The following is a 26,667-nucleotide window of genomic DNA, read 5'->3' as shown; positions in this document are numbered from 1 at the left end:
TCCTTAGCTCAGCACCGGGTTCGGTTTGTTGCGGTCGATACCATACTTGCGCATGGCTTCCAGCACTGTCTCCTGCTTGATGTCGCCATCATTGGCCAGCGCAGACAGCGCCGCAACGGTGACGTAGTAACGATCCACCTCGAAGAAGCTGCGCAGCTTCTCACGGGTGTCACTACGCCCGAAGCCGTCGGTTCCCAGAGTGACGTAGGTCTTGGGAATGAATGACCGGAGCTGCTCGGAATGCAGCTTGATGTAGTCGGTGGAAGACACCACCGGCCCTTTCTGCTCTTCCAGCATCTGGGTCACGTAAGCCTTGCGTGGCTTGTCATCCGGATGCAGGTGGTTCCAGCGTTCCACGTGCTGACCGTCACGGGCCAGTTCGTTGTAGCTGGTCACGCTCCAGACGTCGGAGGCAACGCCCCAGTCTTCCTTGAGCATTTCGGCGGCTGCGGTGACTTCGTTGAAGATGGCACCGGCACCCAGCAGCTGGACCCGGGGCGCTTTCTTGCCGCCCTTGGCTTCTACGGAGCTGAACTGGTACATGCCCTTGATGATGCCGTCTTCACAGCCTTCCGGCATGGCCGGCTGCTCGTAGAACTCGTTCTCGATGGTCAGGTAGTAGTAAACGCTCTGGTTGTCCTCGAACATTTCCTTCATACCGTGACGGATCACCACGGCCATCTCGTAACCGAACGCCGGGTCATAGGCCTTGCAGTTCGGAATGGTGTTGGCCAGAACGTGGCTGTGGCCATCCTGGTGCTGCAGACCTTCACCGTTGAGGGTGGTGCGCCCGGCGGTACCGCCGATCAGGAAGCCGCGGGCCTGCATGTCGCCAGAAGCCCAGGCCAGGTCACCGATCCGCTGGAAGCCGAACATGGAATAGAACACATAGAACGGAATCAGCGGGAAGTTGTTGGTGCTGTAGGATGTGGCCGCGGCCATCCAGGTCGCCATGGCACCGTCTTCGTTGATGCCTTCCTGCAGGATCTGGCCTTTCTTGTCCTCACGGTAGTACATGATCTGGTCACGGTCCTGGGGCACGTACTTCTGGCCCTCGGACGTGTAGATACCCAACTGGCGGAACATGCCTTCCATACCGAAGGTACGCGCCTCATCCGGCACGATCGGTACCACCCGCTTGCCCACACGCTTGTCTTTCACCAGCGCGGTGAGGATGCGCACAAACGCCATGGTGGTGGAGATTTCACGGCCGTTGGAGCCTTCAAGCACCTGCTTGAAGATGTCCAGTTCCGGAATCTGCAGCGGCTGACAGTCCTTGATGCGCTTGGGATAGAAACCACCCAGTTCCTCGCGGCGCTTCTTCATGTACAGCAGTTCCGGACTGTCCGGTGCCGGACGGTAGTAAGGAATCTCTTCCAGCTCCTCGTCCTTGAGCGGCACACCGAAACGGTCACGGAAGGCCTTGAGGGTGTCCAGGTCCAGCTTCTTCAGGGAGTGCGCGGTATTCTGGGCTTCGCCTGCAGCACCGAAACCATAGCCCTTGATGGTGTGGGCCAGGATCACGGTCGGTTTGCCGTTGGACTGGTTCGCCGCCTTGTGATAGGCCGCGTAAACCTTGTAGGGGTCGTGGCCGCCCCGGTTGAGCTTCTCGATTTCCTCATCGGACATGTTCTCAACCAGCTTGGACAGCTCCGGATACTTGCCGAAGAATTCCTTGCGGGTGTAGGCGGGGCCCTTGAACGTGTAGTTCTGCAGATCGCCATCGCAGATCTCGTCCATGGTGCGCTGCATGATGCCGTCCTCGTCCTTCTCGAACAGAGGATCCCACATCCGGCCCCAGACGACCTTGATGACGTTCCAGCCGGCACCCCGGAACACGCCTTCGAGTTCCTGAATGATCTTGCCGTTGCCGCGTACCGGGCCGTCCAGACGCTGGAGGTTACAGTTGACCACGAAGATCAGGTTATCGAGACCCTCACGGCCAGCCTTGGAAATGGACCCCAGGGTTTCCGGCTCGTCGCACTCGCCGTCACCGACGAAGGCCCAGACCTTGCGGTGGTCCATGTCGATCAGCTCACGGCTGTGCAGGTATTTCATGACGTGAGCCTGGTAAATGGCCTGAATCGGCCCCAGACCCATGGAAACAGTCGGGAACTGCCAGTAGTCGGGCAGCAGCCAGGGGTGCGGGTAGGACGGCAGGCCATCGCCATCGACCTCTTCCCGGAACTTGTCCAGTTGCTCTTCACTGAAACGACCTTCCAGGAAGGAGCGTGCATAAATACCCGGCGCCGCATGACCCTGGAAGTAGACCAGGTCGGAATTGCGCTTGTCGTCGCCGCCGTGGAAGAAGTAGTTGAAGCCGACGTCGTACAGCGTCGCTGCCGAGGAGAAGGTGGAAATGTGGCCACCCAGGTCACCCGGACGCTTGTTGGCACGCACCACCATAGCCATGGCGTTCCAGCGGATCAGTGAACGGATCCGGCGTTCCATGAACAGGTCACCGGGCATCTGAGCCTGCTGGGTGACCGGGATGGTGTTGCGGAATGGCGTGGTGATGGAATAAGGCAGCTCGGTACCGTCCCGGCTCGCGCGTTCGGACAGGCGCTCCAGGATATATTTGGCGCGCTCGACTCCCTCGTTCTCGATCAGAGATTCCAGAGCGTCAAGCCACTCACTGGTTTCAATGGGATCATCGTCCTGGTACATCAAACCTCCCGTTGGCATTGTTTTGAAACTTTCTCAAGCATAGAACAGCTTTCCTGTTTTTTCTGTCCGGGACCTCCGACATAAGGACAGTCAACCGATGAACCGGGCCGCATACAAGTCAGAGGATTTCTATCAGACCATAAGGAATAAAACTTTCGTATTTTTACTACAAAAACACCCCAAAAAACAAACAAACACCCGTTTTAATTGTGATCTGAAGCAATTTATTTAGATTACTTACGCAATCCTTGGTGCTGAAACCCGTCGACACAAAGCATTTCCCGACCCGCACCGGGAAAATTTCGTTAGACCTGAAAATAAATTTCTATTTATGTATACTTCCTGCCCGTTTTTTGACCATTGGAGGTGGTCAGACCATTTCCCCATCGCTAACAACAACCGAGGGCGATCTATGAACTCCATCGTTACCTTCCCGAACCGTATCCCGGTCAAGGAATTCGAGGAGCGCAGGTTCAAGGTTTATACGGACCGCCAGCTCGACAAGATTGAAGCCATCCAGAATCTCCCGGAAGATACCCTGTTTGAAATGAAAGTGGTGGCCAGCGTGCTGCCCTTCCGGGTCAACGAGTATGTGATCAACGAACTGATCAACTGGGACCAGGTTCCCAACGACCCGATCTATCAACTGGTCTTCCCGCAAAAGGCCATGCTGAAGGAAGAACATTACGAACGCGTGGCGCAACTGCATCGCGAAGGCGCCGACAAGAAGGAAATCCAGACCATTGCCAAGGAAGTCCGGGACGAACTGAACCCGCACCCCGCCGGACAGATGGAAATGAACATGCCGGAACTGGACGGCGAAGTTCTTGACGGCGTCCAGCACAAGTATCGGGAAACCGTGCTGTTCTTCCCATCCCAGGGCCAGACCTGCCACAGCTACTGTACCTTCTGTTTCCGCTGGGCCCAGTTCGTCGGTGACAAGGACCTGAAAATGGCCAGCACCGACGCCGGGAAGCTGCACGGCTACCTGGCGGAACACCCGGAAGTGACCGACCTGCTGGTAACCGGCGGCGATCCGATGATCATGAAGACCAAGAATCTGGTGCAGTATCTGGAACCCCTGCTGGACCCGGAATACGACCACATTCAAACCATCCGGATCGGCACCAAGGCGCTGACCTTCTGGCCCTACCGGTTTGTCACCGACAAGGACGCCGATGAGTTGATCGAACTGTTCGCGAAACTGGTCGATGCCGGCAAGCACGTGGCCATCATGGCCCATTACAACCACTGGCAGGAGATCACCACGGACATTGCCGAAGAGGCCATTCGCCGTATTCGCGCGACCGGGGCCGAGATCCGCGCCCAGGGCCCGCTGATCAAGCATGTCAATGACGATACCGACGCCTGGGCCCGGCTCTGGAAGAAAGAGGTCCAGCTGGGCATCATTCCCTATTACATGTTTGTGGAACGTGACACCGGCGCCAAGAACTACTTCGAAGTACCGCTGGCCGAAGCCTTCAACATCTACCGCGAGGCCATAAAAAAGGTCTCCGGCCTGGCGCGGACCGCTCGAGGCCCGAGCATGAGCGCCGGCCCCGGCAAGGTGGAGATTCAGGGCATTACTGAAGTTCAGGGAGAGAAAGTATTTGTCCTGCGCTTCCTGCAGGGACGCAACCCGGACTGGGTACAGCGTCCGTTCTTCGCCAAATACAGCGAGACCGCGACCTGGCTCCATGAACTTGAGCCCGCCTTCGGAGAGGAAAAGTTCTTCTTTGAAGACGAGTACGAGGCCATGAAGAAAGGCAACGGCTGATCCGTTGGACTCCTACGCTGAAAAGCCGGGCTCACAGCCCGGCTTTTTTATGGAAGCAGCCAACTACTCTGGATACCCAAACAGTCTCTCCAGCAGCCAGGGCGAGTCAAAGTGCCGGGTACCGACGAACGCAGTGGCATGGCTGCCCCACTGTCGCATCGCACCCGGAGACGGCACCCCGGTGGGCCAGAGCAGAAATCGCTCGGGGCGCTCGGTTCCCGGAATCAGGCCCTCACTGTTGAACAGACGTCCACCGGCAAAGCTTCTACCCCTCAGCCTTCCGTAAGGCTCCAAAGCATAGGCCGTCACTCGATCACCAGCCTCTGCCGGCTCCCGGCTAACCCCCATCAGATAATGCTGCCCAGCCGACACCTGCAGAGCCAGCCCGCCGTCTGTCGCCGGCGCACTTCCGGCAATCCACAGCGGCTCCTGCCAGTATGACAGCCCGCCCTTCGGCCTCAGGCCGCCGGGCGCCAGCACCCAGGTGTGGTAGCAGCCGCAGGGATGAATCGAGTCGTAGATCAACGGCTGGCCGTCAGTGCCCAGGGTAACGCGCCAAACCAGGCCATCCAGCTCGCCCGCGGCAATACCAAATCGACTTTCGGCCGGGCGACGGGGGAACCAGAGGGTATACACCAACTGCGGCAATACCTGGCCACCAAACCGTGTATACGCAACCTGACTGAAAACCACGGGCTCCGCCCGAAACTGCAGAGCACCGGCAGGATCGCGGCCAGGCGTGCCCGGCTGGTCACTGGCACCGGCAGTCTCCACCTGCCAGGAGGGCGCGTACCGGGTAAACAGTTGGCGCGCCTCCTCCGACCTGAAGGAGGGAATCCCGAGAACACTGCGGCTGGTTGCCCTGGCCATCAGTTCGGCCGGATCCTGAGCCTGGCCGGACTCCGGAGGCCTGTAAATCCGCACCGGATGCGCCGGCCGGTACCGATTGAAATCAGCAAGCAGTTCGGTCATCACCACGCCGGCCCGCCAGCGGACCACCGGAGCAACCAGGGGGTAGGCCCCGGCCACCCGCGCCGGGGTATTGTAGCTGTCCGGCACATCAACGAGGGCCGCCATCTGATGCCAGCGCTCGTCATCGCTCTTCAGGGTATCGACAGCCCGTTCGCCGCACTGGCGGAGCCGCTCCAGCATCACACCCCGGGCCCCGTCCATGGCAGCGGACTCATACTTCCAGGCATTCAAGGCCAACTGGTGGGAACGACTCAGCCACTCCTGCCGTTGCAGGCCGGAGAATGTATCAAGCGGGAAACTGGCCAGAAGCCGGTTGACCCGAAGGAATGGATAGCCCGGCACCGGCACCGCCTGGGCATCGAAGCTCCCGGTCTCGGCAACCTGCCGCTGCCAGTCGGAAAACACCCGCTGGCACTGGTCTGCGCCCGGAACCTCGGCCGGGTGGCCGGCATACTGACGGGAGGCACAGCCGGAAACCAGCGTGAGAGCCGCCAGTAACACCAACCATAGGCGCAAGCTACCTCTGCTCACAACGCACCCTTTCCCTCTGGCCGAATCAGCGTTGATCAGTGCATCAGGGTATACAGTTTACGACGATAGGCCCGGACATCCGGGTTGCCATTGCCCAGCTTGTCAAACAGCTCGATCAGGGTGTTTTTGGCGACGCCGTCCTGATAGTCGGGCTGGGCCTGCATCAGACGGATCAGCAGCTCCATGGCCTCGGCATTGTTATCCCGAAGCACATGCTGGAGCGCCAGTTGGTGCAGGGCGTCCGGGTCTTTCGGGTTGTCCGCCAGCCGGGCTTCCAGGTCGGCCATCGGCGGTAACTCCCCGGCCTGTTTCATGAACTTCACTCGGGCAGCCAGCTGTTTGGCCTTGTGCTGCATTTTCTCCTCGGGCGGCAGGCTCTCCAGAACCTGTTCAGCGGTTTCCAGGTCGCCCTTTTCAGCCTTCAACTGAGCCAGGTCGATGAGCACTTCCAGGTTCTCCGGATCCTTCCGGTTCAGCTCGGTGAGGATAGCCAGGGCCGCATCCACTTCACCCTCTTCCCACAGGGCCTGCGCTTTCTCATAGGGATCCTCGGCTGGCGCATCGACGTGTTTCTCCAGCACTTTGCGGATTTCACTTTCGGGCAGGGCGCCGTTGAAACCATCCACCGCCTGGCCATCTTTCACCAGGATGACTGTCGGCAGGCTGCGCACACCCAGGGACGCGGTCAGTTCCTGCTGCTGGTCGGCATTTACCTTGGCCAACTGCAGGTTGCCCTCATATTCCCCGGCCAGCTTTTCCAGAATCGGCATCAACTGTTTACAGGGGGCACACCAGTCAGCCCAGACATCCACCAGCACCGGCGTGGTGGCCGAAGCCTCCATGACCCGCTGCTGAAAGTTCTCCATGGTGGCGTCGAAGATGTAGGGGGAGTCGCTCATGTTTGAGGCACCTGAACCGGAAATGAATGAATGGTTGTAGACATATGATGTCAGCCCCACAGAAATCAAGCCAGCTTGAAAAAACCAAAGCCGCCGTCACATAACCAGTTAATCCCTAAAGCCTTGAGAGCAAAACGGTATGAACGACGAGAACCGCAACGACTCCCTGGAAGAATTCGAAGAGGACCTGGCCGAATACATTGGCAAGGACGAGCACAGCAAGGGCCTGGCCCTGCCCGACCAGGTCATGCCCCAGCGCATGTATGTGCTCCCGGTGTCCAACCGGCCGTTCTTCCCGGCCCAGGTCCAGCCCATCATGGTCAACCAGAATCCCTGGCAGGAGACCCTCAAACGCGTGGGCGAAACCGACCACCGGGTGATGGGCATCTGTTACGTGGAGGATCCCGAGTCGGAGGATGACGTGCCCGCCAGCGAGAAGGTGGAAACCATCGGCTGCGCCGTGCGCGTGCACCAGGCCCAGCAGGAAGGCGGCAAGGTACAGTTCATCGCTCAGGGGCTGAAACGCTTCCGGATCGTGCAGTGGCTCCGGCGTCGCCCACCGTATCTGGTCGAGGTGGAATACCCCGAGGAACCCGAGGAAGCGGCCGACGAACTGAAGGCCTACACCCTCGCCATCATCAGCGCCATCAAGGAACTGCTGCGGACCAACCCGCTCTATGGCGAGGAGGTCAAGCAGTACCTGTCCCGCTTTGGCCCCGACGACAGCTCGCCGCTGGCCGACTTTGGCGCCTCCATGACCAGTGCCCCCGGCCGGGATCTGCAGGACGTGCTGGATGCGGTGCCCCTGCTGCATCGTATGGAGAAAGTCCTGCTGCTGATGCGCAAAGAGCTGGAGGTGGCCCGCCTGCAGTCCGAAATCAACGAGGAAGTAAACGAAAAGGTGCAAAAGCACCAGCGCGACTTCTTCCTGCGTGAACAGCTAAAGGTCATCCAGCGGGAACTGGGCATTGCCAAGGATGACAAGACCGCAGACATTGAGCGCTTCGAGGAGCGCATGGAAAAGCTAGACCCGCCCGAAGCGGTTCTGGAGCGTTTCCGTGATGAAGTCCAGAAACTGCAGGTCCTGGAGCAGGGCTCACCAGAGTATGGCGTTACCCGTAACTACCTGGACTGGCTGACCCAAGTGCCCTGGGGCATCCATTCCGAGGATCATTTTGATCTACCCGAGGCGCGCCGGGTACTCGATCGGGACCATGACGGCCTGGAAGACGTGAAAAGCCGGATTGTGGAGTTCCTGGCCGAGGGTTCCTTCAAGGGCGAAGTGAGTGGTTCCATACTTCTGCTGGTCGGCCCGCCGGGCGTGGGCAAGACCTCCATCGGCCATTCCGTGGCGGATGCCCTGGGCCGGAAATTCTATCGCTTCAGCCTCGGCGGCATGCGCGACGAGGCGGAGATCAAGGGGCATCGGCGCACCTACATCGGCGCCATGCCGGGCAAATTCGCTCAGGCCCTCAAGGATACCGGTGTGGCCAACCCGGTGATCATGCTCGACGAAATCGACAAGATCGGCTCGTCCTTCCAGGGCGACCCGGCATCTGCCCTGCTGGAGACCCTGGACCCGGAACAGAACCGGGAGTTTCTGGACCACTACCTGGACGTCCGCATGGATCTGTCCAAGGTGCTGTTCATCTGCACCGCCAACCAGCTGGATACCATCCCCAGAGCGCTGCTCGACCGGATGGACGTGATCCGGCTGTCCGGCTACATCGCCGAAGAAAAACTGGCCATCGCCAAGCATTACCTGCTGCCCAGACTGCTCAAGCGTACCGGGCTGCTCAAGAAACAGCTCAACATCACTGATGCGGCCATCCGGCAGGTGATCGAAGGTTATGCCCGGGAAGCCGGGGTCCGAAGCCTGGAGAAACTGCTGCACAAGATCGTTCGCAAGGGCATCGTCAAACTGCTGGATGATCCTGACAAACCGGTGAAAGTGGGCGTTCAGGACCTGGCCGGCTATCTGGGCCAGCCCGTGTTCCGCAAGGAAAAGTCCCTCAAGGGCACCGGTGTGGTGACCGGCCTGGCCTGGACAGCCATGGGCGGCGCCACGCTGAGCATCGAGGCGTCCCGGATCCACTCCAGCCAGCGAGGCTTCAAGCTGACCGGCCAACTGGGGGATGTGATGCGGGAATCGGCGGAAATCGCCTACAGCTTCGTGTCGTCCAACCTGAAACGTTACAAGGGCGACCCGGGCTTCTTCGACAAGTCCTTCGTCCACCTGCACGTACCGGAAGGGGCGACGCCCAAGGATGGTCCCAGCGCGGGCGTCACCATGGCCACTGCCCTGCTGTCCATCGCCCGTCGGGAGGCGCCGCAGCAGAACATCGCCATGACCGGCGAGTTGACCCTGACCGGGCAGGTGCTGCCCGTGGGCGGTATTCGCGAGAAAGTGATTGCGGCCCGGCGCCAGAAGATCAGCAGCCTGATCCTGCCGAAAGCCAATCAGGGGGATTACGAGGAGCTGCCGGAGTATCTCAAGGAAGGATTGACGGTCAATTTCGCCGGACACTTCAACGATGTATTCCAGGTCTGCTTTGCCAGCAAACCCAGACAGGGCGCGTCTGTGCACTGACGCGCCGCCGGCACGGAAGGGCGGGGCTAGGCCTTGCCCTTCCAGCCGTCGTCCTTGAGGACAGAGCCAACATCCAGCACCGGAGAGGCATCGATTTCATCGGCATCCATCATGTTGGCCACACGCTGCAGCGACGCCAGAATCATGGTCTGCTCCCACTCCTGCAGGTTCTGGAACTTCTCGATGAAATCCTCCTGGAGCGGGTTGGGGGCCCGGGCCAGAATCTCGGCGCCCTGCTCCGTCAGATGGGCATGGACCTTACGTTTGTCCCGGGTACTGCGCACGCGGTACACCAGATTCCGGTGTTCAAGGCGATCCAGAATAGTAGTCACCGTCGCCTGGCTCAGGCTGACGTGCTCAGCAATGGTGCCAATGGTGACCTCGCCGAGATCCCGGATGGTGCGCATAATCAGCAACTGCGGCCCGGTAAGGCCGGCATGCTTGCTCAACCGCTTGGAATGAAGATCTGTCGCCCGGATTACCCTGCGCAGCGCCACCAGAACCCGATCGTAATCACTCACACCTGTCCTCCATACCCTCTGTCCTTATAACTCTAATTATTAGAGGTCTTTGAAATCAGGAATGCAAGTAGACCATTTCCCTTACCTGTCTCAGCCGGCCACCCCGGCAGGAACGCGGGCAGGGCCCGGCATTATTTCTGTCAGCCACTATGCTAAGGTCTACAGCCTTAAACTCACCCACAGACGGAAACGTTTGATGATCAGGTATTACCTCGCTTGCCTTCTCGCCCTGCTGCTCGCCGGCAATGCCCAGGCCCAGCAACAGGAACTCGGTCCGGAAAAGGAACTGACCGCTGAAGACGTCAAGGAGAGCATCAAGGCTCAGGACGAACCCATGTACACGCCGTTTGTGGAGCTGTACCTGCTGGAGGAATCCAAGGCCCTGCGCAAGGAAATCCAGAACACCCGCGCAGAGCTGATCGAAAAGGTGGTGGACAAGGAACTCTCCGTGGCGGACAAGACCATGTCTTACGCCACCGATACCGTCACCTATTTCTTCTACCTGATCGCTGGCGCCACCTCTATCCTGGTGGTGATTGGCTGGAACTCCATCCGCGACATGCGCAACCAGTTGACCAGCCTGGCGGAAAAACGGGTCAACGAACTGGTGGTGGAATACGAAAGCCGGCTGCAGTCCATTGAGGACCAGTTGCATCAGAAATCCGAGATCATTCACCAGAACCAGGCCGAGATTGAGCGCACCAACGAGGTGCACGCGCTCTGGCTCAAGGCAAGCCAGGAGACCTCACAGCAGAACAAGATTGCCGCCTATGACCAGATTCTGGATCTGCGTCCGGACGATGTCGAAGCACTCAGCTACAAGGCCGACGCCGTGCTTGAAATGCAGGAACCGCTCTGGGCCATCAGCCTGTGTCAGCGCGCCCTGAAACTGGCCCCCGACAATGGCCACGCCCACTACCAGCTGGCCTGTGCCTACGCGGAAATCGGCCGCTGGGAAGATGCCGTGAATACCCTGGCCAAGGCCATTGAAATGTCCGAAGCGTACCGGGACGACGCCTCGGTGGACCCCAGCTTCGAACCCCTGCAGGAACACCAGAGCTTCCGTGATCTGGTCTTTGCCGATGATGAGGAAAATCCGGGCGAATAAAACCTATTCCGGCATAGGGCTTGCATCGTTTTGGATGACTTGAGTAGCCATGTTCCAGACTGGTGCGCCTTTGCTTGACAACCTGAAGGCAGTGGTGTTTGTTTACCGTTCTGAGAACATAAGAATAACCCTGACAACGACAGGAAAACACGATGACAATGTCTGTAAAGAAACTCGCTACCGCTGTAGGAACGTCCGTTGCGCTGATGGCCGCAGGCCAGGCTGCCGCTGAAATCAAAATCGGTGTTGCCGGCCCGATGACCGGCCCGGTTGCCCAGTACGGTGACATGCAGTTCTCCGGTACCCGCATGGCGATCGAACAGATCAACGCCAATGGCGGCGTTATGGGTGAAGAACTGGTTGCCGTTGAGATGGACGACGTCTGTGACCCGAAACAGGCGGTAACCGTCGCCAACAGCATGATCAACGAAGGCGTCAGCTTTGTGGTTGGTCATCTGTGCTCCAGCTCCACCCAGCCGGCATCCGACATCTACGAGGATGAAGGCATCCTGATGGTCACTCCGGCCTCCACCAGCCCGGACATAACCGAGCGTGGTTACGAGCTGGTATTCCGGACCATCGGCCTCGACAACATGCAGGGTCCGGTGGCCGGCGACTACATCGCCAGTCAGAACCCGGAGCGCGTGGCAGTCGTTCACGACAAACAGCAGTACGGTGAAGGTATTGCCACAGCCGTCCGTGACACCCTGAAGGACAAGGGCATCGAGATTGCCATGTTCGAAGGCATCACCGCCGGCGCCAAGGACTTCTCTTCCCTGGTCACCAAGCTCAAACAGGCAGACGTGGACTACGTTTACTACGGCGGCTACCACCCGGAGCTGGGCCTGATCCTGCGCCAGGCACGCCAGGCTGATCTGGACGCCACCTTCATGGGCCCCGAAGGCGTGGGTAACAAGGACATCAACACCATCGCCGGTGAAGCTGCAGAGGGCCTGCTGGTCACCCTGCCGCCGAGCTTCGACGAAAAAGCCGAAAACAAGACGCTGGTTGATGCCTTCCAGGCCAAGGGCGAAGATCCTTCCGGCCCGTTCGTACTGACGTCCTATGCCGCCGTCCAGGTGATCGCCGATGGCATTGAACAGGCGGGTTCCACCGATCCGTTTGAAGTGGCCGACACCCTGCGCAGCGGCAGCTTTGAGACTCCGATCGGTACCGTTCAGTACGACGACAAGGGTGATCTCGAATCATTTGAGTTTGTTGTCTACGAATGGCATTCAGATGGCAGCAAAACTCCGCTAAACTAAGCCCCACCGTTAACAAACGGTAATGATAAGAGCACCTTCCCACCGCGATCCGGGGGAAGGTGTTTTTCTAGTTTCCCAGCGAAGCGCTATTCGGCCAACCCGCTATCCGGGTCGACCGCGTGGTTGCGGAGGGAAAAGGCTCGCGGAGTAACAAGAATGTCAGAAGCCCTCCTGTATTTTATCCAGCAGCTCATCAACGGGCTGACGATCGGGAGCGCCTATGCCCTGATCGCCATCGGCTACACGATGGTTTACGGCATCATCGGCATGATCAACTTTGCCCATGGTGAGATCTACATGATTGGCGCCTACACCGCGCTGATCGCCATTACCGGCCTGGCCACTCTGGGAGTGACCTGGCTGCCCCTGGTTCTGTTGGTGGCACTGGTCTGTGCCATGATCGTCTCCAGCTCCATGGGCTGGGCCGTCGAAAGGGTTGCCTACCGGCCCGTGCGGGGGCGTCACCGGCTGATTCCGTTGATTTCCGCCATCGGCATGTCCATCTTCCTGCAGAACTATGTTCACCTGGCCCAGGGCTCCCGGAACATCGGCTTTCCGTCACTGATTGAAGGCAGTTTCCGTTTCGGGTCTCCTGAAAACTTCCAGGTATCGCTGTCGTTTATCCAGATCACCATCTTTATCACCACCCTGATCTGTATGACGGCGCTGTCTGTGTTCATCTCCCGCTCCCGGACCGGGCGCGCCTGCCGTGCTGTATCCCAGGACCTCGGGATGGCCAGCCTGCTGGGCATTGATACCAACCGGATCATCTCGGCCACGTTCGTGATCGGCGCGGCCCTGGCCGCTGTCGCGGGCCTGCTGCTGGGCATGTATTACGGCTCCATTGATCCCCTGTTCGGCTTCATTGCCGGTCTCAAGGCCTTTACAGCGGCAGTGCTTGGCGGCATCGGAAGTATCCCCGGCGCCATGCTCGGCGGACTGATCCTGGGCGTGGCAGAAAGCATGACCTCCGGGTACCTCAGTGGTGAGTACAAGGACGTGATTTCGTTCAGCCTGCTGATTCTGATTCTGCTGTTCAAACCCACCGGCCTGCTCGGCAAACCGGAGGTTGAAAAGATCTGATGGCTGCTCAAAACTTCAGGCACGCACTGTTCTGTGCCATCGTCACACTGATTATTGCCTACCCGATCCTGGGGCTGAACCTCGAAGCCCGGGGCATCGATATCACCCTCACCGGTGCCGACACCTTCACCGTTGTCATGGTGTTCATCGCGGCCGTTGTGGTCTTTGCCTTCCAACTGTTCCGTGACGGCATCATGGAAACGTTCAAAAGCCTGCCCGGCCTGCGCTCCGGTGGTGCCCACAAAGAGCCGATGGCGGAAAACCGCCGGGCCAGGATCGAATCCTGGGTGATCACCGGGATTGTCGTTTTGGCCCTGTTCTGGCCCTTCTTCGTGTCCCGGGGCTCGGTGGACCTGGCGACCCTGGTGCTGATTTACGTCATACTGGCTCTGGGCCTGAACGTGGTAGTCGGCCTGGCCGGCCTGCTGGACCTGGGCTATGTGGCCTTCTACGCCGTAGGCGCCTATACCTTTGCCCTGCTGTCGGAGTATCTGGGCGTATCCTTCTGGCTGGCCTTGCCGATTGGTGCCTTGCTGGCAGCCCTTTTCGGCCTGGTACTGGGTTTCCCGGTACTGCGCCTGAGGGGCGACTATCTGGCCATTGTGACCCTGGGCTTCGGTGAGATCATCCGGATCCTGCTGAACAACTGGACCTCCCTCACCGGCGGTCCCAACGGCATCGGCGGTATACCCGACCCGACCCTGTTCGGTATGGAGTTCGGTCGCCGGGTCAAGGAAGAAGGCAACGTCTCCTTCCACGAAACCTTCGGCATCGCCTACGCCGGCGAACACAAGGTCATCTTCCTGTACCTGATCGCCCTGGTACTGGCGGTGTTTACCGCTCTGGTTATCCGCCGCTTCATGCGCATGCCGGTAGGACGCGCCTGGGAGGCGCTGCGGGAAGATGAAATTGCCGCGCGTTCCCTGGGCATGAGCCGGACCGCGGTGAAGCTGTCGGCGTTCACCATCGGCGCTTTCTTTGCCGGTTTTGCCGGTACAGTGTTCGCCTCCAAGCAGGGCTTTATCAGTCCTGAATCCTTTGTGTTCCTGGAATCCGCCATCATCCTGGCCATCGTCGTACTCGGTGGCATGGGCTCGCAGATTGGCGTGATCCTGGCAGCCGTGGCTGTCACCATCCTGCCGGAACTGGCCCGGGAGTTCTCGGAATACCGGATGCTGATCTTCGGCGCCGCGATGGTACTGATGATGGTCTGGCGCCCGCAGGGCCTGATGCCCATGCGCCGGATCCACATTGAACTCAAAGGGCAGGAGTGACAGACCCATGCTTGAAGTAAAGAATCTGTCCATGCGCTTTGGCGGCCTGCTGGCGGTGGACCAGGTGTCCCTGGACGTTCAGGAGCACGAGATTGTCTCCATTATCGGCCCCAACGGGGCCGGTAAGACCACCGTGTTCAACTGCATCAGTGGTTTTTACAAACCGTCCGGGGGCCAGATCCTGTTCGAGGGCAAGGAAATCCAGGGCAAACCGGATTTCCGGATCTCCAGGCTGGGCATGGTGCGCACCTTCCAGCACGTGCGCCTGTTCGGCAACATGACCGTGGTGGAAAACCTGCTGGTCGCCCAGCACCGGCACCTCAACACCAACCTGATTGCCGGCCTTCTGAAAACGCCGGATTACCGGGAACGGGAGAAAAAGTCCCTGGAACGGGCCCGATACTGGCTCGACCGGGTCGGGCTTCTGGACCTGGCCAACCGCGAGGCGGGCAACCTGGCCTACGGCCAGCAGCGACGCCTGGAAATCGCCCGCTGCATGGTCACCGAGCCCAAGCTGCTGATGCTGGATGAACCCGCTGCCGGCCTGAACCCCGCCGAGACCCGGGAACTCGACCAACTGATCGTCAGCCTGAAAGAGGACTACAACGTCTCGGTGCTGCTGATTGAGCACGACATGAGCCTCGTGATGGGCATTTCCGACCGGATCACCGTGATCAACCAGGGTCGCCCCCTGGCCAGCGGCAAACCGGAGGACATCCGCGAGAACGAGGACGTGATCAAAGCCTATCTGGGTGAGGCCTGAGGAAGAACCATGCTAGTAGTTGATAACATTCATACCCATTATGGGAAGATCGAAGCACTGCACGGGGTTTCTGTCGAGGTCAACAAAGGCGAAATCGTCTCCCTGATCGGTGCCAACGGCGCCGGCAAGACCACCCTGCTGATGAGCGTCTGCGGCAACCCGCAGGCCAGTTCCGGGCGCATCCTGCTCGAGGGCCGCGACATCACCACCGCACCCACGGCGGAAATCATGCGTTCCGGCATCGCTATCGTGCCGGAAGGACGTCGTGTGTTTCCGGGCCTGACGGTTGAGGAGAACCTGCACATGGGCGGGTTCTTCAACACCAAATCGGAGATCCAGAAGAGCCTCGAGCACGTCTACGAACTCTTCCCCCGCCTGAAGGAACGGGAACACCAGCGCGCCGGCACCATGTCCGGAGGTGAGCAGCAGATGCTGGCCATTGGCCGGGCGCTGATGAGCCGCCCGCGGATGATCATTCTGGATGAGCCCTCCCTGGGGCTGGCTCCGATCATCATCGCCCAGATCTTCGAGATCATCGGGCAGCTGCGGGACGAAGGCATCACCGTGTTCCTGGTGGAGCAGAACGCGCACCAGGCCCTGAGCCTGGCTGATCGCGGCTATGTGCTGGAGACCGGCCGTATCCGCCTGCATGACACCGGTAAAAACCTGCTGGCCAACCCGGAGATCCGCGAGGCCTACCTGGGCGGCTAATCCTTTCGCCAGCCCCATCAAAGCCACCCCTGCCCCCGCAGCGGGTGGCTTTTTTATATCCGAACACAAACCGCGCAGGCACAAAAAAACCCGCCAGGCCGAAGCCGAGCGGGTTCCAGGAAGCTTACCGACGGTGATCAGTCGGTAAAGTCGGTCGGCTGTTCGCCTTCCTTCACTTCCTTCATGGACAGCTTCACGCGGCCCCGGTTGTCCACGTCCAGAACCTTCACGAGTACTTCCTGGCCTTCGCTCAGTTCATCGGTGACGTTTTCAATGCGACGCTCGGAGATCTGGGAGATGTGAACCAGACCGTCTTTGCCCGGCAGGATGTTCACAAAGGCCCCGAAGTCGACAATGCGCTCAACGCGGCCTTTGTAGATCGCGCCCACTTCGATCTCGGCGGTGATCTCCTTGACCCGGTTAACCGCTGCCTGGGCAGCCGCCTGATCCGCTGCGTAGATCTTCACATTGCCATCGTCGTCCAGGTCGATGGATGCGCCGGTTTCATCGCAGATGGAGCGGATGGTGGCGCCGCCCTTACCGATCACGTCGCGGATCTTATCCGGATGGATCTTGATGGTGGTGATGCTCGGAGCATGCTCGGACAGCTCGGCACGCGGCTCGGCGATGACCTTGTTCATCTCACCCAGAATGTGCTGACGCGCTTCGTGCGCCTGCTCCAGGGCAATTTCCATGATCTCGTCGGTGATGCCGTTGATCTTGATGTCCATCTGCAGGGCGGTGACGCCCTCTTTGGTACCGGCGACCTTGAAGTCCATGTCGCCCAGGTGGTCTTCGTCACCCAGGATATCGGTCAGAACTGCGAACTTGTCGCCTTCCTTGACCAGGCCCATGGCGATACCCGCAACCGGCGCTTTCAGTGGAACACCCGCATCCATCAGGGCCAGGGAGGAACCACAGACAGAGGCCATGGAGCTGGAACCGTTGGACTCGGTGATCTCGGATACGGCACGGATCGCATACGGGAAGTCATCAATGGTCGGCATGACCGCCGCCACACCGCGCTTGGCCAGACGGCCGTGACCGATTTCACGACGGCCCGGAGAGCCCATACGACCGGCTTCACCGACGGAGTACGGAGGGAAGTTGTAATGGAACAGGAACGGATCCTTACGCTCGCCTTCCAGGGCATCCACAATCTGGACATCACGGGTGGTGCCCAGGGTGGTGGTGACAATCGCCTGGGTTTCACCACGGGTGAACAGGGCAGAACCGTGGACGCTCGGCAGGATACCCACTTCGATCTCGATCGGACGAACGGTCTTGTTGTCACGGCCATCGATACGCGGCTTGCCGTCCAGCACCTGCTGGCGAACCACGGTTTTTTCCACCTTGCCGAAGTACTTTTTCACTTCGTCTTCGGCGGGCTGATCTTCCTCTTCACCAGCCAGTTTTTCCACGGCAGCGGAGCGGATTTCGCCCAGGCGCTCGTAGCGGGCCATCTTGTCGTGAATGGAATACGCCTCTTCGATGGCGCCACCGAATTCAGAACGGATGGCTTCCAGCAGGCTGGTGTTCTCAGCCTCCGGCTGCCAGTCCCAGCGCGGCTTGCCATGTTCGGCGGCAAATTCCTTGATGGCGGTAATGGCAGTCTGCATTTCCTGGTGGGCAAACAGAACGCCACCCAGCATCTGGTCTTCGGTCAGGCCCTTGGCTTCGGATTCCACCATCAGGACGGCGTCTTCCGTACCGGCAACAACCATGTCCAGCAGGGAGGTTTCCAGGGCTTCGAACGACGGATTCAGAACGTAGCCATTCTCGTTGGTGAAGCCAACACGGGCAGCGCCGATGGGGCCATCGAACGGAATACCTGAAATTGCCAGGGCTGCAGAGGCCGCGAGCATGGCGGCGATGTCCGAATCCTGCTGCTTGCTGGCAGACATGACGGTCAGGACGACCTGAACTTCGTTCATGTAGCCGTTCGGGAACAGCGGGCGGATCGGACGGTCGATCAGGCGGGAAGTCAGGGTTTCCTTCTCGGAAGGACGACCTTCACGCTTGAAGAAGCCACCGGGAATCTTGCCGGCTGCGTAGGTTTTTTCCTGATAGTTGACAGTCAGTGGGAAAAAGCCCTGACCAGGTTTCGGCTCGCGGGCGCCGACGACGGTACCCAGTACCGAGGTGTCACCGGTAGTGACCAGTACAGAACCGGTTGCCTGACGGGCGACCCGGCCTGTTTCCAGGGTGAAGGTTTCCCCACCCATTTCAAAGGTTTTCTTGTGTGCTTGCAGTTCCACAATAAACTCCTGCGATATCTCTTTCTTTAATGTTCCGGAGGCAACAACGCCAACCGGTATTTTCCAACCGCTGCAGAAGTCTGGTCTGTGAACCGAAAGCCAACCCGTCTGAAAGCTAACAGGCTGTTGCAAAACCCCGGTCTGAGCCTTGGCGAATCACCGTAGCCCGGGCTTTTCAACAACCTGCTATCAATATCGGCTTTCTTTTGTGACAGGGAAAATCTTTCGGTTTCACGGACAAATCGACTGCAGCATAAGCCAACTGGTCTTCCTGAACAGGCAGACGCAGGTAGCGGGAGAGAGGCGCGGCAGAGCCGGGCAAGCCCGGACTCTGCCTTCAGGTCGTAACCCGGATTAGCGACGCAGGCCAAGACGCTGGATCAGATCCAGGTAACGGTCGGCGTTTTTGCGCTTGAGGTAGTCCAGCAGTTTACGACGCTGGTTTACCATCCGGATAAGGCCACGGCGGGAATGGTGATCCTGCTTGTTGGCCTTGAAGTGATCCTGCAGCTTATCGATGTTGGCGCTCAGCAGAGCCACCTGAACCTCGGGGGAACCTGTGTCGCCATCACCTTGCTGAAAATCCTTGACGATCTGAGCCTTCTCACTGGCAGACAGTGCCATATTTCACCTCATTGGTTGCGATGCAAATCAATACAGCCGAACCGCGCATCTCTACAGCCCGGCTATCCGGCAATCCGTTAAACGGCGTTGCCACTCTTTACCAGGCGACGGGGAACCAATCGGGTTTCCCCGCCCTCCGGTATTGCTTCAGCCAGCCCCACAAAATCCTCGTTGCCGTACAGGCGAACGAAGCCTTCAAGGGACTGGTCGGACATTCTAACCGGTTGTCCGTTCAATATCGACACCAGCGAGGTCCCGGACAACCGATGCTCCGGGAACATGGTCAGGGCGCTCTCCGGCGGCAGCAGCAGGCCGTCCAGGCTTTCGCCCCGCTCCCGCATGGCCTCCAGTTCGTCAACCGGCCGGGCGTCCGTTAACGTGTAGCCTGACGCCATGGTTCGACGCAGCGCACTGACATGGGCGCCACAGCCCAGCGCTTCACCGATGTCTTCAACCAGTGAACGCACATAGGTCCCCTTGGTGCAGGCAACCGCCAGGTCGATTTCATGATCACGAACCGCCAGCAGTTTGAGCTCATGAATCGTGACCGGCCGGGCCGGGCGCTCCACTTCAATGCCTTCACGGGCGTACTCGTACAGCGGGCGGCCCTTGTGCTTCAACGCAGAATACATGGAGGGAACTTGCTCGATCGGCCCCCGGAACCGCGCCAGCACAGTCTCGATGTCATCCTCACTGAAAGACGGAACCGGACGTTCGTCCACCACATTGCCTTCACTGTCACCGGTTTCCGTGCGGACACCCAGTGTCGCCGTGGTGATATAGGCTTTGTCGCTGTCGAGCATCATCTGGGAGAACTTGGTGGCCTCCCCGAAACACAGCGGCAGGACACCGGTGGCGAGAGGATCCAGGGCACCGGTATGACCGGCCTTGGCGGCTCCGAACAGGCGCTTGACCTGCTGGAGTATGCCGTTGGAGGTGACACCCTGGGGCTTGTCGATCACCAGGATGCCATTAACGTTGCGGCCCTTGCGTCTGCGACTCAAGCGTCACGCTCCGGGTTGTCGGAAACCGGGTCGTCGTTATCATCGCGAGGGACGGCAGGCTGATCGCCCACCGCTTCGCGAATCAGGCGATCCATTTTGCGGCTCTGACCAAGCAGCGTGTCAAAGTGGAAGCGCAGATGAGGCACCACCCGCAGCTTCATGGCACGGCCGACCTGACCGCGCAGATAGCCTGAAGCCTTCTCGAGAACCTTCAGGGCATCGACCACTTCCGGGCTGTCCTCGGTCAACTCTTCGGTGGACAACAACGACACATAGATGTCGGCATAGCCCAGATCGCGGCTGACCCGAACATCATTGACGGTCACCATATCAACGCGAGGGTCTTTCACCTCGCGCTGGATGAGCTGGGCGAGCTCACGCTGCATCTGATCGCCGATGCGATCAACCCGGCTGTATTCCCGTGCCATCAAGCCCCCGTGGATTCGAGCTGACGTTGTACCCTGACGCGATCGAAGACCTCAATCTGGTCGCCGACTTTCACGTCGTAGCCTTTCACGCCGATACCACATTCCATGCCGTTACGGACTTCCTGGACGTCATCCTTGTAGCGACGCAGGGATTCCAGCTCGCCCTCGAAGATAACCACGTTGTCCCGGAGTACGCGGATCGGCTTGTTACGGTAGACATTGCCCTCGGTCACCATACAGCCAGCCACCTGGCCGAACTTCGGTGAACGGAATACTTCGCGGACATCCGCCACGCCCAGGATGTCCTCGCGGAATTCCGGCGCCAGCATGCCGGTCAGGGCCGATTTCACGTCATCAATCAGGTTGTAGATGATGCTGTAATAACGCAGGTCCAGACCTTCCTGCTCAACCAGGCGCTTGGCCGCGCCGTCTGCACGGACATTGAAGCCGAACAGAACCGCATTGGTGGCCAGGGCCAGACTGACGTCGGTCTCGGCGATACCGCCAACACCGGAGGACACGACCTTCACCTGAACCTCGTCGTTGCCCAGATCCTGCAGGGCCTTGGTAATGGCCTCCAGGGAACCTCGAACGTCGGTCTTGAGCACCACGTTGAGGGTCTTGACCTCGTCTTTGCCCATGTTCTCGAACATGTTCTCGAGCTTGGCCGCCTGCTGACGCTGCAGCCGCTGCTCACGATCACGGGACTGACGGAACTCGGCCAGCTCTTTGGCCTTCTTCTCGTCCGCCACGGCAAAGAACTCGTCGCCCGCGTTCGGGGTGCCGTTCAGGCCCAGAATCTCAACCGGAATGGATGGCCCGGCATCCTTGACCTGTTTGCCGGCCTCGTTGGTCATGGCCCGCACCTTACCGAAGCAGGCACCCGCCACGATGGTGTCGCCCTGGCGCAGGGTACCGTTCTGTACCAGCACAGTCGCTACAGAGCCACGGCCACGTTCGAGGCTGGATTCGACCACAACCCCTTTGGCCGGGGCATCCGGAGACGCTTCCAGCTCCAGGATTTCCGCCTGCAACAGAACTGCTTCGAGCAGGTCGTCAATGCCGGCGCCCGTGTGGGCTGACACAGGAACGAACTGGACCTCACCACCCCAGTCTTCCGGGATCACGTCCATACCGGCCAGTTCGGTCTTGATACGATCCGGATCGGCCTCTTCCTTGTCCATCTTGTTGATGGCCACGACGATCGGCACGCCAGCGGAACGAGCGTGATCGACCGCTTCTTTGGTCTGAGGCATGACGCCGTCATCGGCGGCAACCACCAGAATGACCACATCTGTACACTGGGCACCGCGGGCACGCATGGCGGTAAAGGCCGCGTGGCCCGGGGTATCCAGGAAGGACACCATGCCGTGACCGGTTTCCACGTGGTAAGCACCGATGTGCTGGGTAATACCACCGGATTCGCCAGACGCCACTTTGGTACGACGGATATAGTCGAGCAGGGAGGTCTTACCGTGGTCAACGTGGCCCATCACACTGACAACCGGTGCACGCTTCTCTTTGTCTTTACCATCATGCCCACTGGCGATTTCACTGAGCACTTCTTCTTCAAAGGCGTCTTCACTAACCGCCTTGGGTTTGTGCCCCAGTTCCTCGGTGACCAGAATCGCGGTTTCCTGATCCAGTGCCTGGTTGATGGTGGCCATCACACCCATGCCCATCAGTGTTTTGATCACGTCGGCGGCCTTGACCGCCATCCGCTGGGCCAGGTCGCCCACGCTGATGGTTTCCGGAATCTCTACTTCTCTTACCATTGGTTTGGTTGGCCTCTCAAAGCCGTGACGCTTTTCTTTGGGTTTCTTACGTGCCCGCAGCTGTTTACGGGGAGACGCTTCTTCCTCGTCTTCGGAGATCACCAGAGGCTCTTCAACCGGCCGGGAGCGCGGGCCACGATGCCCCGCCTGCTTCTTCTTCGGCTTGCCTTCGTCCAGTTCCTCTCCACGCTCACGCGCTTTCTTCTTCTTGGCCTTGGAAGCCTTACGATCGCGACCGTCATCTTCAGGCGGCGGCATAGGGATTTCAGCCTCCGCGGGGGCTTCCGGCTCGGCCGCTTGTGCCGGCTCCGGTTCTGCCTCGTTCTCAACCTGCGGCTGCTCGGCTTCAGGCTCCGGTTTCGCCGGCGCCTCGGCTGCCGCCGTTTCCTGCTCTGCCGTTACGGCCGGTGCTTCTTCGGTAGCCGGTTTCTCAGCCACCGGCTCCGGTGCCGCTTCCACGGGCTGTTCAGCCTCTTGCTCAGACTCCGGTTGCAGTTCCGCCCGTTTAACGTAGGTCCGACGCTTGCGAACCTCTACGTTGACGGTCTTGGCCTTGCCAGCCTTCAATGTGGTGGTCGTCTTGCGTTTCAGAGTAATCTTGCGCGGTTCGGCGTCGGCTTCGCCGTGGTTCTTCCTCAGATACGCCAGCAACTGCTGCTTCTCGTCGCCGGTCACCGCGTCGTTTTCGCTGCGAGCGTCAAGGCCCGCCTCTACAATCTGCTTCAGCAAACGATCCACGGGAGCGCCTACATCTGCGGCCAGTTGTTTTACCGTTACTTCAGCCATACTGGTCCTCCTCTCCCGAATCAGGCCTGGTCTTCAAACCAGGGTGCGCGCGCAGTCATGATCAACTGACCGGCACGTTCCTCATCCATACCTTCAATCTCGAGCAGATCCCCTACGGACTGCTCGGCCAGATCTTCCATGGTGCGCACACCCATACCCGCCAGCTTGAAGGCCAGGGCACGGTCCATGCCGTCCATTTCAAGAAGATCTTCCGCAGGCTCGGAACCTTCCAGAGCCTCTTCGCTGGCCAGTGCCTGATTCAGCAGGGCGTCCTTGGCCCGACGGCGCAGTTCGGTCACGGTTTCCTCGTCGAACCCGTCGATAGCCAGCATTTCATCCATCGGCACGTAAGCCACCTCTTCAATGGAGGTGAAGCCTTCCTCAATCAGCACACCAGCAAATTCTTCATCCACATCCAGGATACCGGTGAAGTTATCCAGCAGCCGGTTGTATTCCTGCTCCTGGCGTTCCCCCGCTTCCTCTTCGGTCATGACGTTCAGCGTCCAGCCGGTAAGGTCGGTTGCCAGGCGGACATTCTGGCCGTTACGGCCGATGGCCTGGGCCAGGTTATCCTCGGCGACCGCGACATCCATGGTGTGGCGGTCCTCATCAATGACGATGGACGCCACTTCGGCGGGTGCCATGGCATTGATCACCAGCTGTGCCGGGTTGTCATCCCACAGGACGATATCGACCCGCTCACCGCCAAGCTCATTGGACACGGCCTGAACGCGGGAACCACGCATACCGACACAGGCGCCGACCGGATCAATGCGACGGTCATTGGTCTTGACCGCGATCTTGGCCCGGGAGCCCGGATCACGGGCGGCACCGCGGATTTCAATCAGATCCTCAGCGATTTCCGGCACCTCGATACGGAACAGTTCCACCAGCATCTGGGAATCGGTGCGACTCAGGATCAGTTGCGGGCCGCGATGGTCCGTGCGGATTTCCAGCAGCAGGGCCCGAACCCGGTCACCCATACGGAAGGTTTCCCGCGGAATCAGGTGTTCACGGGGCAGAAGGGCTTCGGCGTTGCTGCCAAGGTCCACAATGACGTTGTCCCGTGTCACTTTCTTGACCGTACCGGAGACCAGTTCGCCCACGCGGTCACGGTAGCTGTCGACCAGCTTGGTGCGCTCGGCCTCACGTACTTTCTGGAAGATGATCTGTTTGGCTGCCTGGGCACCAATCCGACCGAAGGAAACAGACTCGACTTTCTCTTCGTGAATATCGCCGGGCTTGAGGCCGCTGTCGATTTCCTCAGCCTCCTGCAGGGTCAGCTCGGTACCCAGGGCCGGCACGGCGTCGTTGTCGACAACCAGCCAGCGGCGGAAGGTCTCGTACTCACCAGTCCGGCGGTCAATGGCAACCCGGATATCCGCTTCCTCGTCTTCGTAGCGTTTCTTGGCAGCGGTGGCCAGGGCGAGCTCGATCGCCTCAAAAATCACATCCTTCTCAACGCCTTTCTCGTTTGAGACGGATTCCACTACCAGCAAGATCTCTTTACTCATTGGATTGCCCTGCCCTCAAAATAAACTCTTAATCCTAGGATTTATCCGAAACTCTTATTCAAATACCGGCACGATATTGGCCTTCTCGATGCTATCGAAAGGCAGCAGATACTCCTGATCATCGACCTGGACAACCACCTCGTCGCCCTCGACTCCCTTGATCAGGCCCTGGAATTTACGACGCCCTTCAAAGGCCATACGCAAACGGAGACGAACCTGATGGCCAACAAACGCCCGGTACTGGTCGAGGTTGAACAAAGGCCGATCCATGCCCGGGGACGAAACCTCCAGGGTGTACTCGGTCTGAATCGGATCCTCGACATCCATTACCGCGCTGACCTGGCGGCTGACTTTTTCACAATCATCGACACTGACCCCGTTTTCGGCGTCATCAATAAACACCCGCAACAGGGAATGATGGCCCTGGGAACGAAATTCAATCCCCCAGAACTCAAACCCCAGCCCTTCCACTACCGGGCGCAGGATCTCTTCAAGTCGTTTAAGCTTGGCTGACAAGGTGTCGCAGCCTCCATGTCTCAGATTTACCGGGTACAAAAACAAAAAAAGGGCTGTTGATCAGCCCTTTTTATGCATCAGGGCACTGTTCGCCAGGCCCCTTAATCAAAAAGCCCCTGAACCTGGGGCCTTTTGTTGCAAGAACTCACGGAAAGCCGCAACCCGCAACTTTTCCGCTGACAGACACCTGGCCTGTCCGGAGCCGCAGGCTCCGCATGCGCCGGAGTATAGAGACGACCGGCCAAGTGGTCAAGGACTGACCAAAAAAAACGGCCTGGGTATACCAAGCCGTTTTCTTCAATAATGGTGCCCGGGGCCGGACTCGAACCGGCACGGCTTGCGCCACTACCCCCTCAAGATAGCGTGTCTACCAGTTTCACCACCCGGGCAACAACCTTACTCGAGCTCGGGAAGATCAGACGACTTCCCTTGCTCGGATTCACCATCGGCCGCGTCCTGCTCAGCAGCGGCCTGACCGGAAGCATCCTCGGCAGGTGCCTGCTGGGCTTCCTCAACCTGGGGAATACCCACCTGACCTGCCACTTCGGCACGCTGCTTGGCGAACACCGCCAGCGAAAAACTTGTCACAAAAAAGATGACCGCCATCAGCGTGGTCATCCTGGTCAGGAAGCTGCCGCTGCCCTGACTACCGAAAACGGTCTGTGAGGCACCGCCACCGAATGCAGCACCGGCGTCCGCACCTTTACCCTGCTGGATCAGAACCAGACCCACCAGCGCCACGGCGATGACGACGTGAACAACAACAACCAGTGTTTCCAACCAATCCATACAGACTCTCGTAAATTCTCGGCTTAATGATCCGCCGGAAACGCCCGACAGATATCAAAAAATTCTTCCGCCTTCAGGGATGCTCCGCCCACCAGGGCGCCATCCACATCCGGCTCCGCAAACAGAGCGGCCGCATTATCCGCTTTTACGCTGCCGCCGTAAAGTACCGACATATCATTTGCCGGCGCACCCATCTCAGCCAGCACGTCCCGGATGGAGGCGTGCATGCCCTGGGCATCCTCTGCTGTGGCTGTCTTACCGGTGCCAATGGCCCAGACCGGCTCGTAGGCGACCACGATCTGCTGCCACCGGGATTCAGCCACCTTCGACAACCCACTGCGAATCTGTGCAGCGACAACGGCTTCTGCCACACCGGCTTCACGCTGTTCCAGCGTTTCGCCAACACAGAGCATGGCAACCAGTCCGGCTTCAAGCACCCGCTCAACCTTGGCCGCGATCTGCTCGTCGGTTTCGGCGAACAACTGGCGACGCTCCGAGTGCCCAACCAGCACATAACGGCAACCGAGGTCTTGCGCCATCCCGGCAGACAACTCGCCGGTATAGGCGCCGCTCTGCCACTGACTGACGTTCTGGACGCCGACTGCAACGGCACGCTGCCCGGACGCCTGAACCTGCGCCACGTATAGCGCCGGCGGAATCACGACAACCTCAACCCGCTCAGCCAGACTGCCGACTTCGTCGTGCGCCTTGCCGACCAGCTGTTTCACCAGGTCCTGAGACCCGTTCATTTTCCAGTTTCCGGCTACAATTCTGCGACGCATACCCTTTATCCCGACAGTCCCGAACACAAG

General features: G+C 59.4%; 21 protein-coding genes and 1 tRNA gene. 8 read left to right on the top strand and 14 right to left on the bottom strand.

Features of this window, described 5'->3' with window-relative positions:
* Nucleotides 1-3: 3 nt before the first annotated feature.
* The gene (gene aceE / locus HNR38_RS01985) at nucleotides 4-2,667 is read right to left on the bottom strand and encodes a pyruvate dehydrogenase (acetyl-transferring), homodimeric type (RefSeq protein WP_183699229.1); all 2,664 of its coding nucleotides are present in this window, start codon (nucleotides 2,665-2,667) and stop codon (nucleotides 4-6) included.
* A 412-nt stretch (nucleotides 2,668-3,079) separates the two neighbouring features.
* Between aceE and HNR38_RS01980 the strand changes: the two genes are divergently transcribed.
* Nucleotides 3,080-4,444: a KamA family radical SAM protein gene (locus HNR38_RS01980; RefSeq protein WP_183699227.1), complete on the top strand. Its 1,365-nt coding sequence runs from the start codon at nucleotides 3,080-3,082 to the stop codon at nucleotides 4,442-4,444.
* Between the two features lie 63 nt (nucleotides 4,445-4,507).
* Here HNR38_RS01980 and HNR38_RS01975 read toward each other — a convergent pair whose 3' ends face one another.
* Both HNR38_RS01975 and trxA read right to left on the bottom strand, forming a co-directional pair.
* Complete coding sequence (locus HNR38_RS01975; protein WP_183699225.1) at nucleotides 4,508-5,947, bottom strand: hypothetical protein; 1,440 nt, start codon at nucleotides 5,945-5,947, stop codon at nucleotides 4,508-4,510.
* Between the two features lie 35 nt (nucleotides 5,948-5,982).
* Entirely contained in the window at nucleotides 5,983-6,846 is an 864-nt protein-coding gene (gene trxA, locus HNR38_RS01970; RefSeq protein ID WP_183699223.1) for a thioredoxin, read from the bottom strand.
* A 139-nt stretch (nucleotides 6,847-6,985) separates the two neighbouring features.
* Between trxA and lon the strand changes: the two genes are divergently transcribed.
* On the top strand, nucleotides 6,986-9,436 hold the full coding sequence (lon, locus tag HNR38_RS01965; protein ID WP_183699222.1) for an endopeptidase La: 2,451 nt from the start codon (nucleotides 6,986-6,988) through the stop codon (nucleotides 9,434-9,436).
* A gap of 26 nt (nucleotides 9,437-9,462) precedes the next feature.
* On the opposite strand, the gene HNR38_RS01960 is transcribed toward lon, so the two are convergent.
* On the bottom strand, nucleotides 9,463-9,957 hold the full coding sequence (locus HNR38_RS01960; RefSeq protein ID WP_183699220.1) for a MarR family transcriptional regulator: 495 nt from the start codon (nucleotides 9,955-9,957) through the stop codon (nucleotides 9,463-9,465).
* A gap of 196 nt (nucleotides 9,958-10,153) precedes the next feature.
* On the opposite strand from HNR38_RS01960, the gene HNR38_RS01955 reads away from it, so the two are divergent.
* From HNR38_RS01955 to HNR38_RS01930, 6 genes are all read left to right on the top strand, one after another.
* A complete protein-coding gene (locus tag HNR38_RS01955; protein WP_183699218.1) occupies nucleotides 10,154-11,065 on the top strand; it encodes a TPR end-of-group domain-containing protein in 912 nt (303 codons plus the stop codon).
* Nucleotides 11,066-11,217: 152 nt separating this feature from the next.
* Nucleotides 11,218-12,330 carry a branched-chain amino acid ABC transporter substrate-binding protein gene (locus HNR38_RS01950; RefSeq protein WP_281380313.1) on the top strand — a complete coding sequence of 371 codons (1,113 nt, stop codon included), beginning with the start codon at nucleotides 11,218-11,220 and terminating at the stop codon, nucleotides 12,328-12,330.
* A gap of 156 nt (nucleotides 12,331-12,486) precedes the next feature.
* Nucleotides 12,487-13,413, top strand: a complete 927-nt coding sequence (livH, locus tag HNR38_RS01945; protein ID WP_183699216.1) for a high-affinity branched-chain amino acid ABC transporter permease LivH — start codon at nucleotides 12,487-12,489, stop codon at nucleotides 13,411-13,413.
* The gene (locus tag HNR38_RS01940; RefSeq protein WP_183699214.1) at nucleotides 13,413-14,687 is read left to right on the top strand and encodes a high-affinity branched-chain amino acid ABC transporter permease LivM; all 1,275 of its coding nucleotides are present in this window, start codon (nucleotides 13,413-13,415) and stop codon (nucleotides 14,685-14,687) included. The genes livH and HNR38_RS01940 overlap by 1 nt, the downstream gene beginning before the upstream one ends.
* Nucleotides 14,688-14,694: 7 nt before the next feature.
* Entirely contained in the window at nucleotides 14,695-15,450 is a 756-nt protein-coding gene (gene livG, locus HNR38_RS01935; RefSeq protein ID WP_183699212.1) for a high-affinity branched-chain amino acid ABC transporter ATP-binding protein LivG, read from the top strand.
* A 9-nt stretch (nucleotides 15,451-15,459) separates the two neighbouring features.
* The gene (locus tag HNR38_RS01930) at nucleotides 15,460-16,161 is read left to right on the top strand and encodes an ABC transporter ATP-binding protein (protein WP_183699210.1); all 702 of its coding nucleotides are present in this window, start codon (nucleotides 15,460-15,462) and stop codon (nucleotides 16,159-16,161) included.
* A 137-nt stretch (nucleotides 16,162-16,298) separates the two neighbouring features.
* On the opposite strand, the gene pnp is transcribed toward HNR38_RS01930, so the two are convergent.
* The 10 genes from pnp to tpiA form a co-directional block, all read right to left on the bottom strand.
* Nucleotides 16,299-18,386: a polyribonucleotide nucleotidyltransferase gene (pnp, locus tag HNR38_RS01925; protein WP_183699709.1), complete on the bottom strand. Its 2,088-nt coding sequence runs from the start codon at nucleotides 18,384-18,386 to the stop codon at nucleotides 16,299-16,301.
* A gap of 387 nt (nucleotides 18,387-18,773) precedes the next feature.
* Nucleotides 18,774-19,043, bottom strand: a complete 270-nt coding sequence (gene rpsO / locus HNR38_RS01920; protein WP_183699208.1) for a 30S ribosomal protein S15 — start codon at nucleotides 19,041-19,043, stop codon at nucleotides 18,774-18,776.
* A 77-nt stretch (nucleotides 19,044-19,120) separates the two neighbouring features.
* The gene (gene truB / locus HNR38_RS01915) at nucleotides 19,121-20,047 is read right to left on the bottom strand and encodes a tRNA pseudouridine(55) synthase TruB (RefSeq protein WP_183699206.1); all 927 of its coding nucleotides are present in this window, start codon (nucleotides 20,045-20,047) and stop codon (nucleotides 19,121-19,123) included.
* Nucleotides 20,044-20,475 carry a 30S ribosome-binding factor RbfA gene (gene rbfA / locus HNR38_RS01910; protein ID WP_183699204.1) on the bottom strand — a complete coding sequence of 144 codons (432 nt, stop codon included), beginning with the start codon at nucleotides 20,473-20,475 and terminating at the stop codon, nucleotides 20,044-20,046. The genes truB and rbfA overlap by 4 nt, the downstream gene beginning before the upstream one ends.
* A complete protein-coding gene (gene infB / locus HNR38_RS01905) occupies nucleotides 20,475-23,036 on the bottom strand; it encodes a translation initiation factor IF-2 (protein WP_183699202.1) in 2,562 nt (853 codons plus the stop codon). Before infB ends, rbfA begins: the two co-directional genes overlap by 1 nt.
* Before the next feature lie 20 nt (nucleotides 23,037-23,056).
* On the bottom strand, nucleotides 23,057-24,550 hold the full coding sequence (gene nusA, locus HNR38_RS01900) for a transcription termination factor NusA (RefSeq protein ID WP_183699200.1): 1,494 nt from the start codon (nucleotides 24,548-24,550) through the stop codon (nucleotides 23,057-23,059).
* Nucleotides 24,551-24,604: 54 nt separating this feature from the next.
* On the bottom strand, nucleotides 24,605-25,066 hold the full coding sequence (rimP, locus tag HNR38_RS01895; RefSeq protein ID WP_183699198.1) for a ribosome maturation factor RimP: 462 nt from the start codon (nucleotides 25,064-25,066) through the stop codon (nucleotides 24,605-24,607).
* 304 nt (nucleotides 25,067-25,370) lie between these two features.
* Nucleotides 25,371-25,455 (bottom strand) — tRNA-Leu (locus tag HNR38_RS01890).
* Nucleotides 25,456-25,462: 7 nt separating this feature from the next.
* The gene (secG, locus tag HNR38_RS01885; RefSeq protein ID WP_183699196.1) at nucleotides 25,463-25,855 is read right to left on the bottom strand and encodes a preprotein translocase subunit SecG; all 393 of its coding nucleotides are present in this window, start codon (nucleotides 25,853-25,855) and stop codon (nucleotides 25,463-25,465) included.
* Nucleotides 25,856-25,878: 23 nt separating this feature from the next.
* Nucleotides 25,879-26,637, bottom strand: coding sequence for a triose-phosphate isomerase (gene tpiA, locus HNR38_RS01880; protein WP_183699194.1), 759 nt, complete (start codon nucleotides 26,635-26,637; stop codon nucleotides 25,879-25,881).
* Nucleotides 26,638-26,667: the final 30 nt, after the last annotated feature.

This window comes from Marinobacter oulmenensis (assembly GCF_014201735.1).
GTDB lineage: Bacteria > Pseudomonadota > Gammaproteobacteria > Pseudomonadales > Oleiphilaceae > Marinobacter > Marinobacter oulmenensis.
Note: the sequence above shows the minus strand (reverse complement) of the source record. Positions and strands in the feature narration are given on the sequence as shown.

Excerpts from the sequence above, each read along its gene's own strand:
- HNR38_RS01930 (WP_183699210.1), top strand. The coding sequence starts at position 15,460 with ATGCTAGTAGTTGATAACATTCATACCCATTATGGGAAGATCGAAGCA.
- rpsO (WP_183699208.1), bottom strand. The coding sequence starts at position 19,043 with ATGGCACTGTCTGCCAGTGAGAAGGCTCAGATCGTCAAGGATTTTCAG.
- tpiA (WP_183699194.1), bottom strand. The coding sequence starts at position 26,637 with ATGCGTCGCAGAATTGTAGCCGGAAACTGGAAAATGAACGGGTCTCAG.
- rbfA (WP_183699204.1), bottom strand. The coding sequence starts at position 20,475 with ATGGCACGGGAATACAGCCGGGTTGATCGCATCGGCGATCAGATGCAG.
- lon (WP_183699222.1), top strand. The coding sequence starts at position 6,986 with ATGAACGACGAGAACCGCAACGACTCCCTGGAAGAATTCGAAGAGGAC.
- nusA (WP_183699200.1), bottom strand. The coding sequence starts at position 24,550 with ATGAGTAAAGAGATCTTGCTGGTAGTGGAATCCGTCTCAAACGAGAAA.
- pnp (WP_183699709.1), bottom strand. The coding sequence starts at position 18,386 with ATGGGTGGGGAAACCTTCACCCTGGAAACAGGCCGGGTCGCCCGTCAG.
- livG (WP_183699212.1), top strand. The coding sequence starts at position 14,695 with ATGCTTGAAGTAAAGAATCTGTCCATGCGCTTTGGCGGCCTGCTGGCG.
- aceE (WP_183699229.1), bottom strand. The coding sequence starts at position 2,667 with ATGTACCAGGACGATGATCCCATTGAAACCAGTGAGTGGCTTGACGCT.
- livH (WP_183699216.1), top strand. The coding sequence starts at position 12,487 with ATGTCAGAAGCCCTCCTGTATTTTATCCAGCAGCTCATCAACGGGCTG.
- HNR38_RS01940 (WP_183699214.1), top strand. The coding sequence starts at position 13,413 with ATGGCTGCTCAAAACTTCAGGCACGCACTGTTCTGTGCCATCGTCACA.
- trxA (WP_183699223.1), bottom strand. The coding sequence starts at position 6,846 with ATGAGCGACTCCCCCTACATCTTCGACGCCACCATGGAGAACTTTCAG.
- HNR38_RS01950 (WP_281380313.1), top strand. The coding sequence starts at position 11,218 with ATGACAATGTCTGTAAAGAAACTCGCTACCGCTGTAGGAACGTCCGTT.
- HNR38_RS01955 (WP_183699218.1), top strand. The coding sequence starts at position 10,154 with ATGATCAGGTATTACCTCGCTTGCCTTCTCGCCCTGCTGCTCGCCGGC.
- HNR38_RS01980 (WP_183699227.1), top strand. The coding sequence starts at position 3,080 with ATGAACTCCATCGTTACCTTCCCGAACCGTATCCCGGTCAAGGAATTC.
- infB (WP_183699202.1), bottom strand. The coding sequence starts at position 23,036 with ATGGCTGAAGTAACGGTAAAACAACTGGCCGCAGATGTAGGCGCTCCC.
- secG (WP_183699196.1), bottom strand. The coding sequence starts at position 25,855 with ATGGATTGGTTGGAAACACTGGTTGTTGTTGTTCACGTCGTCATCGCC.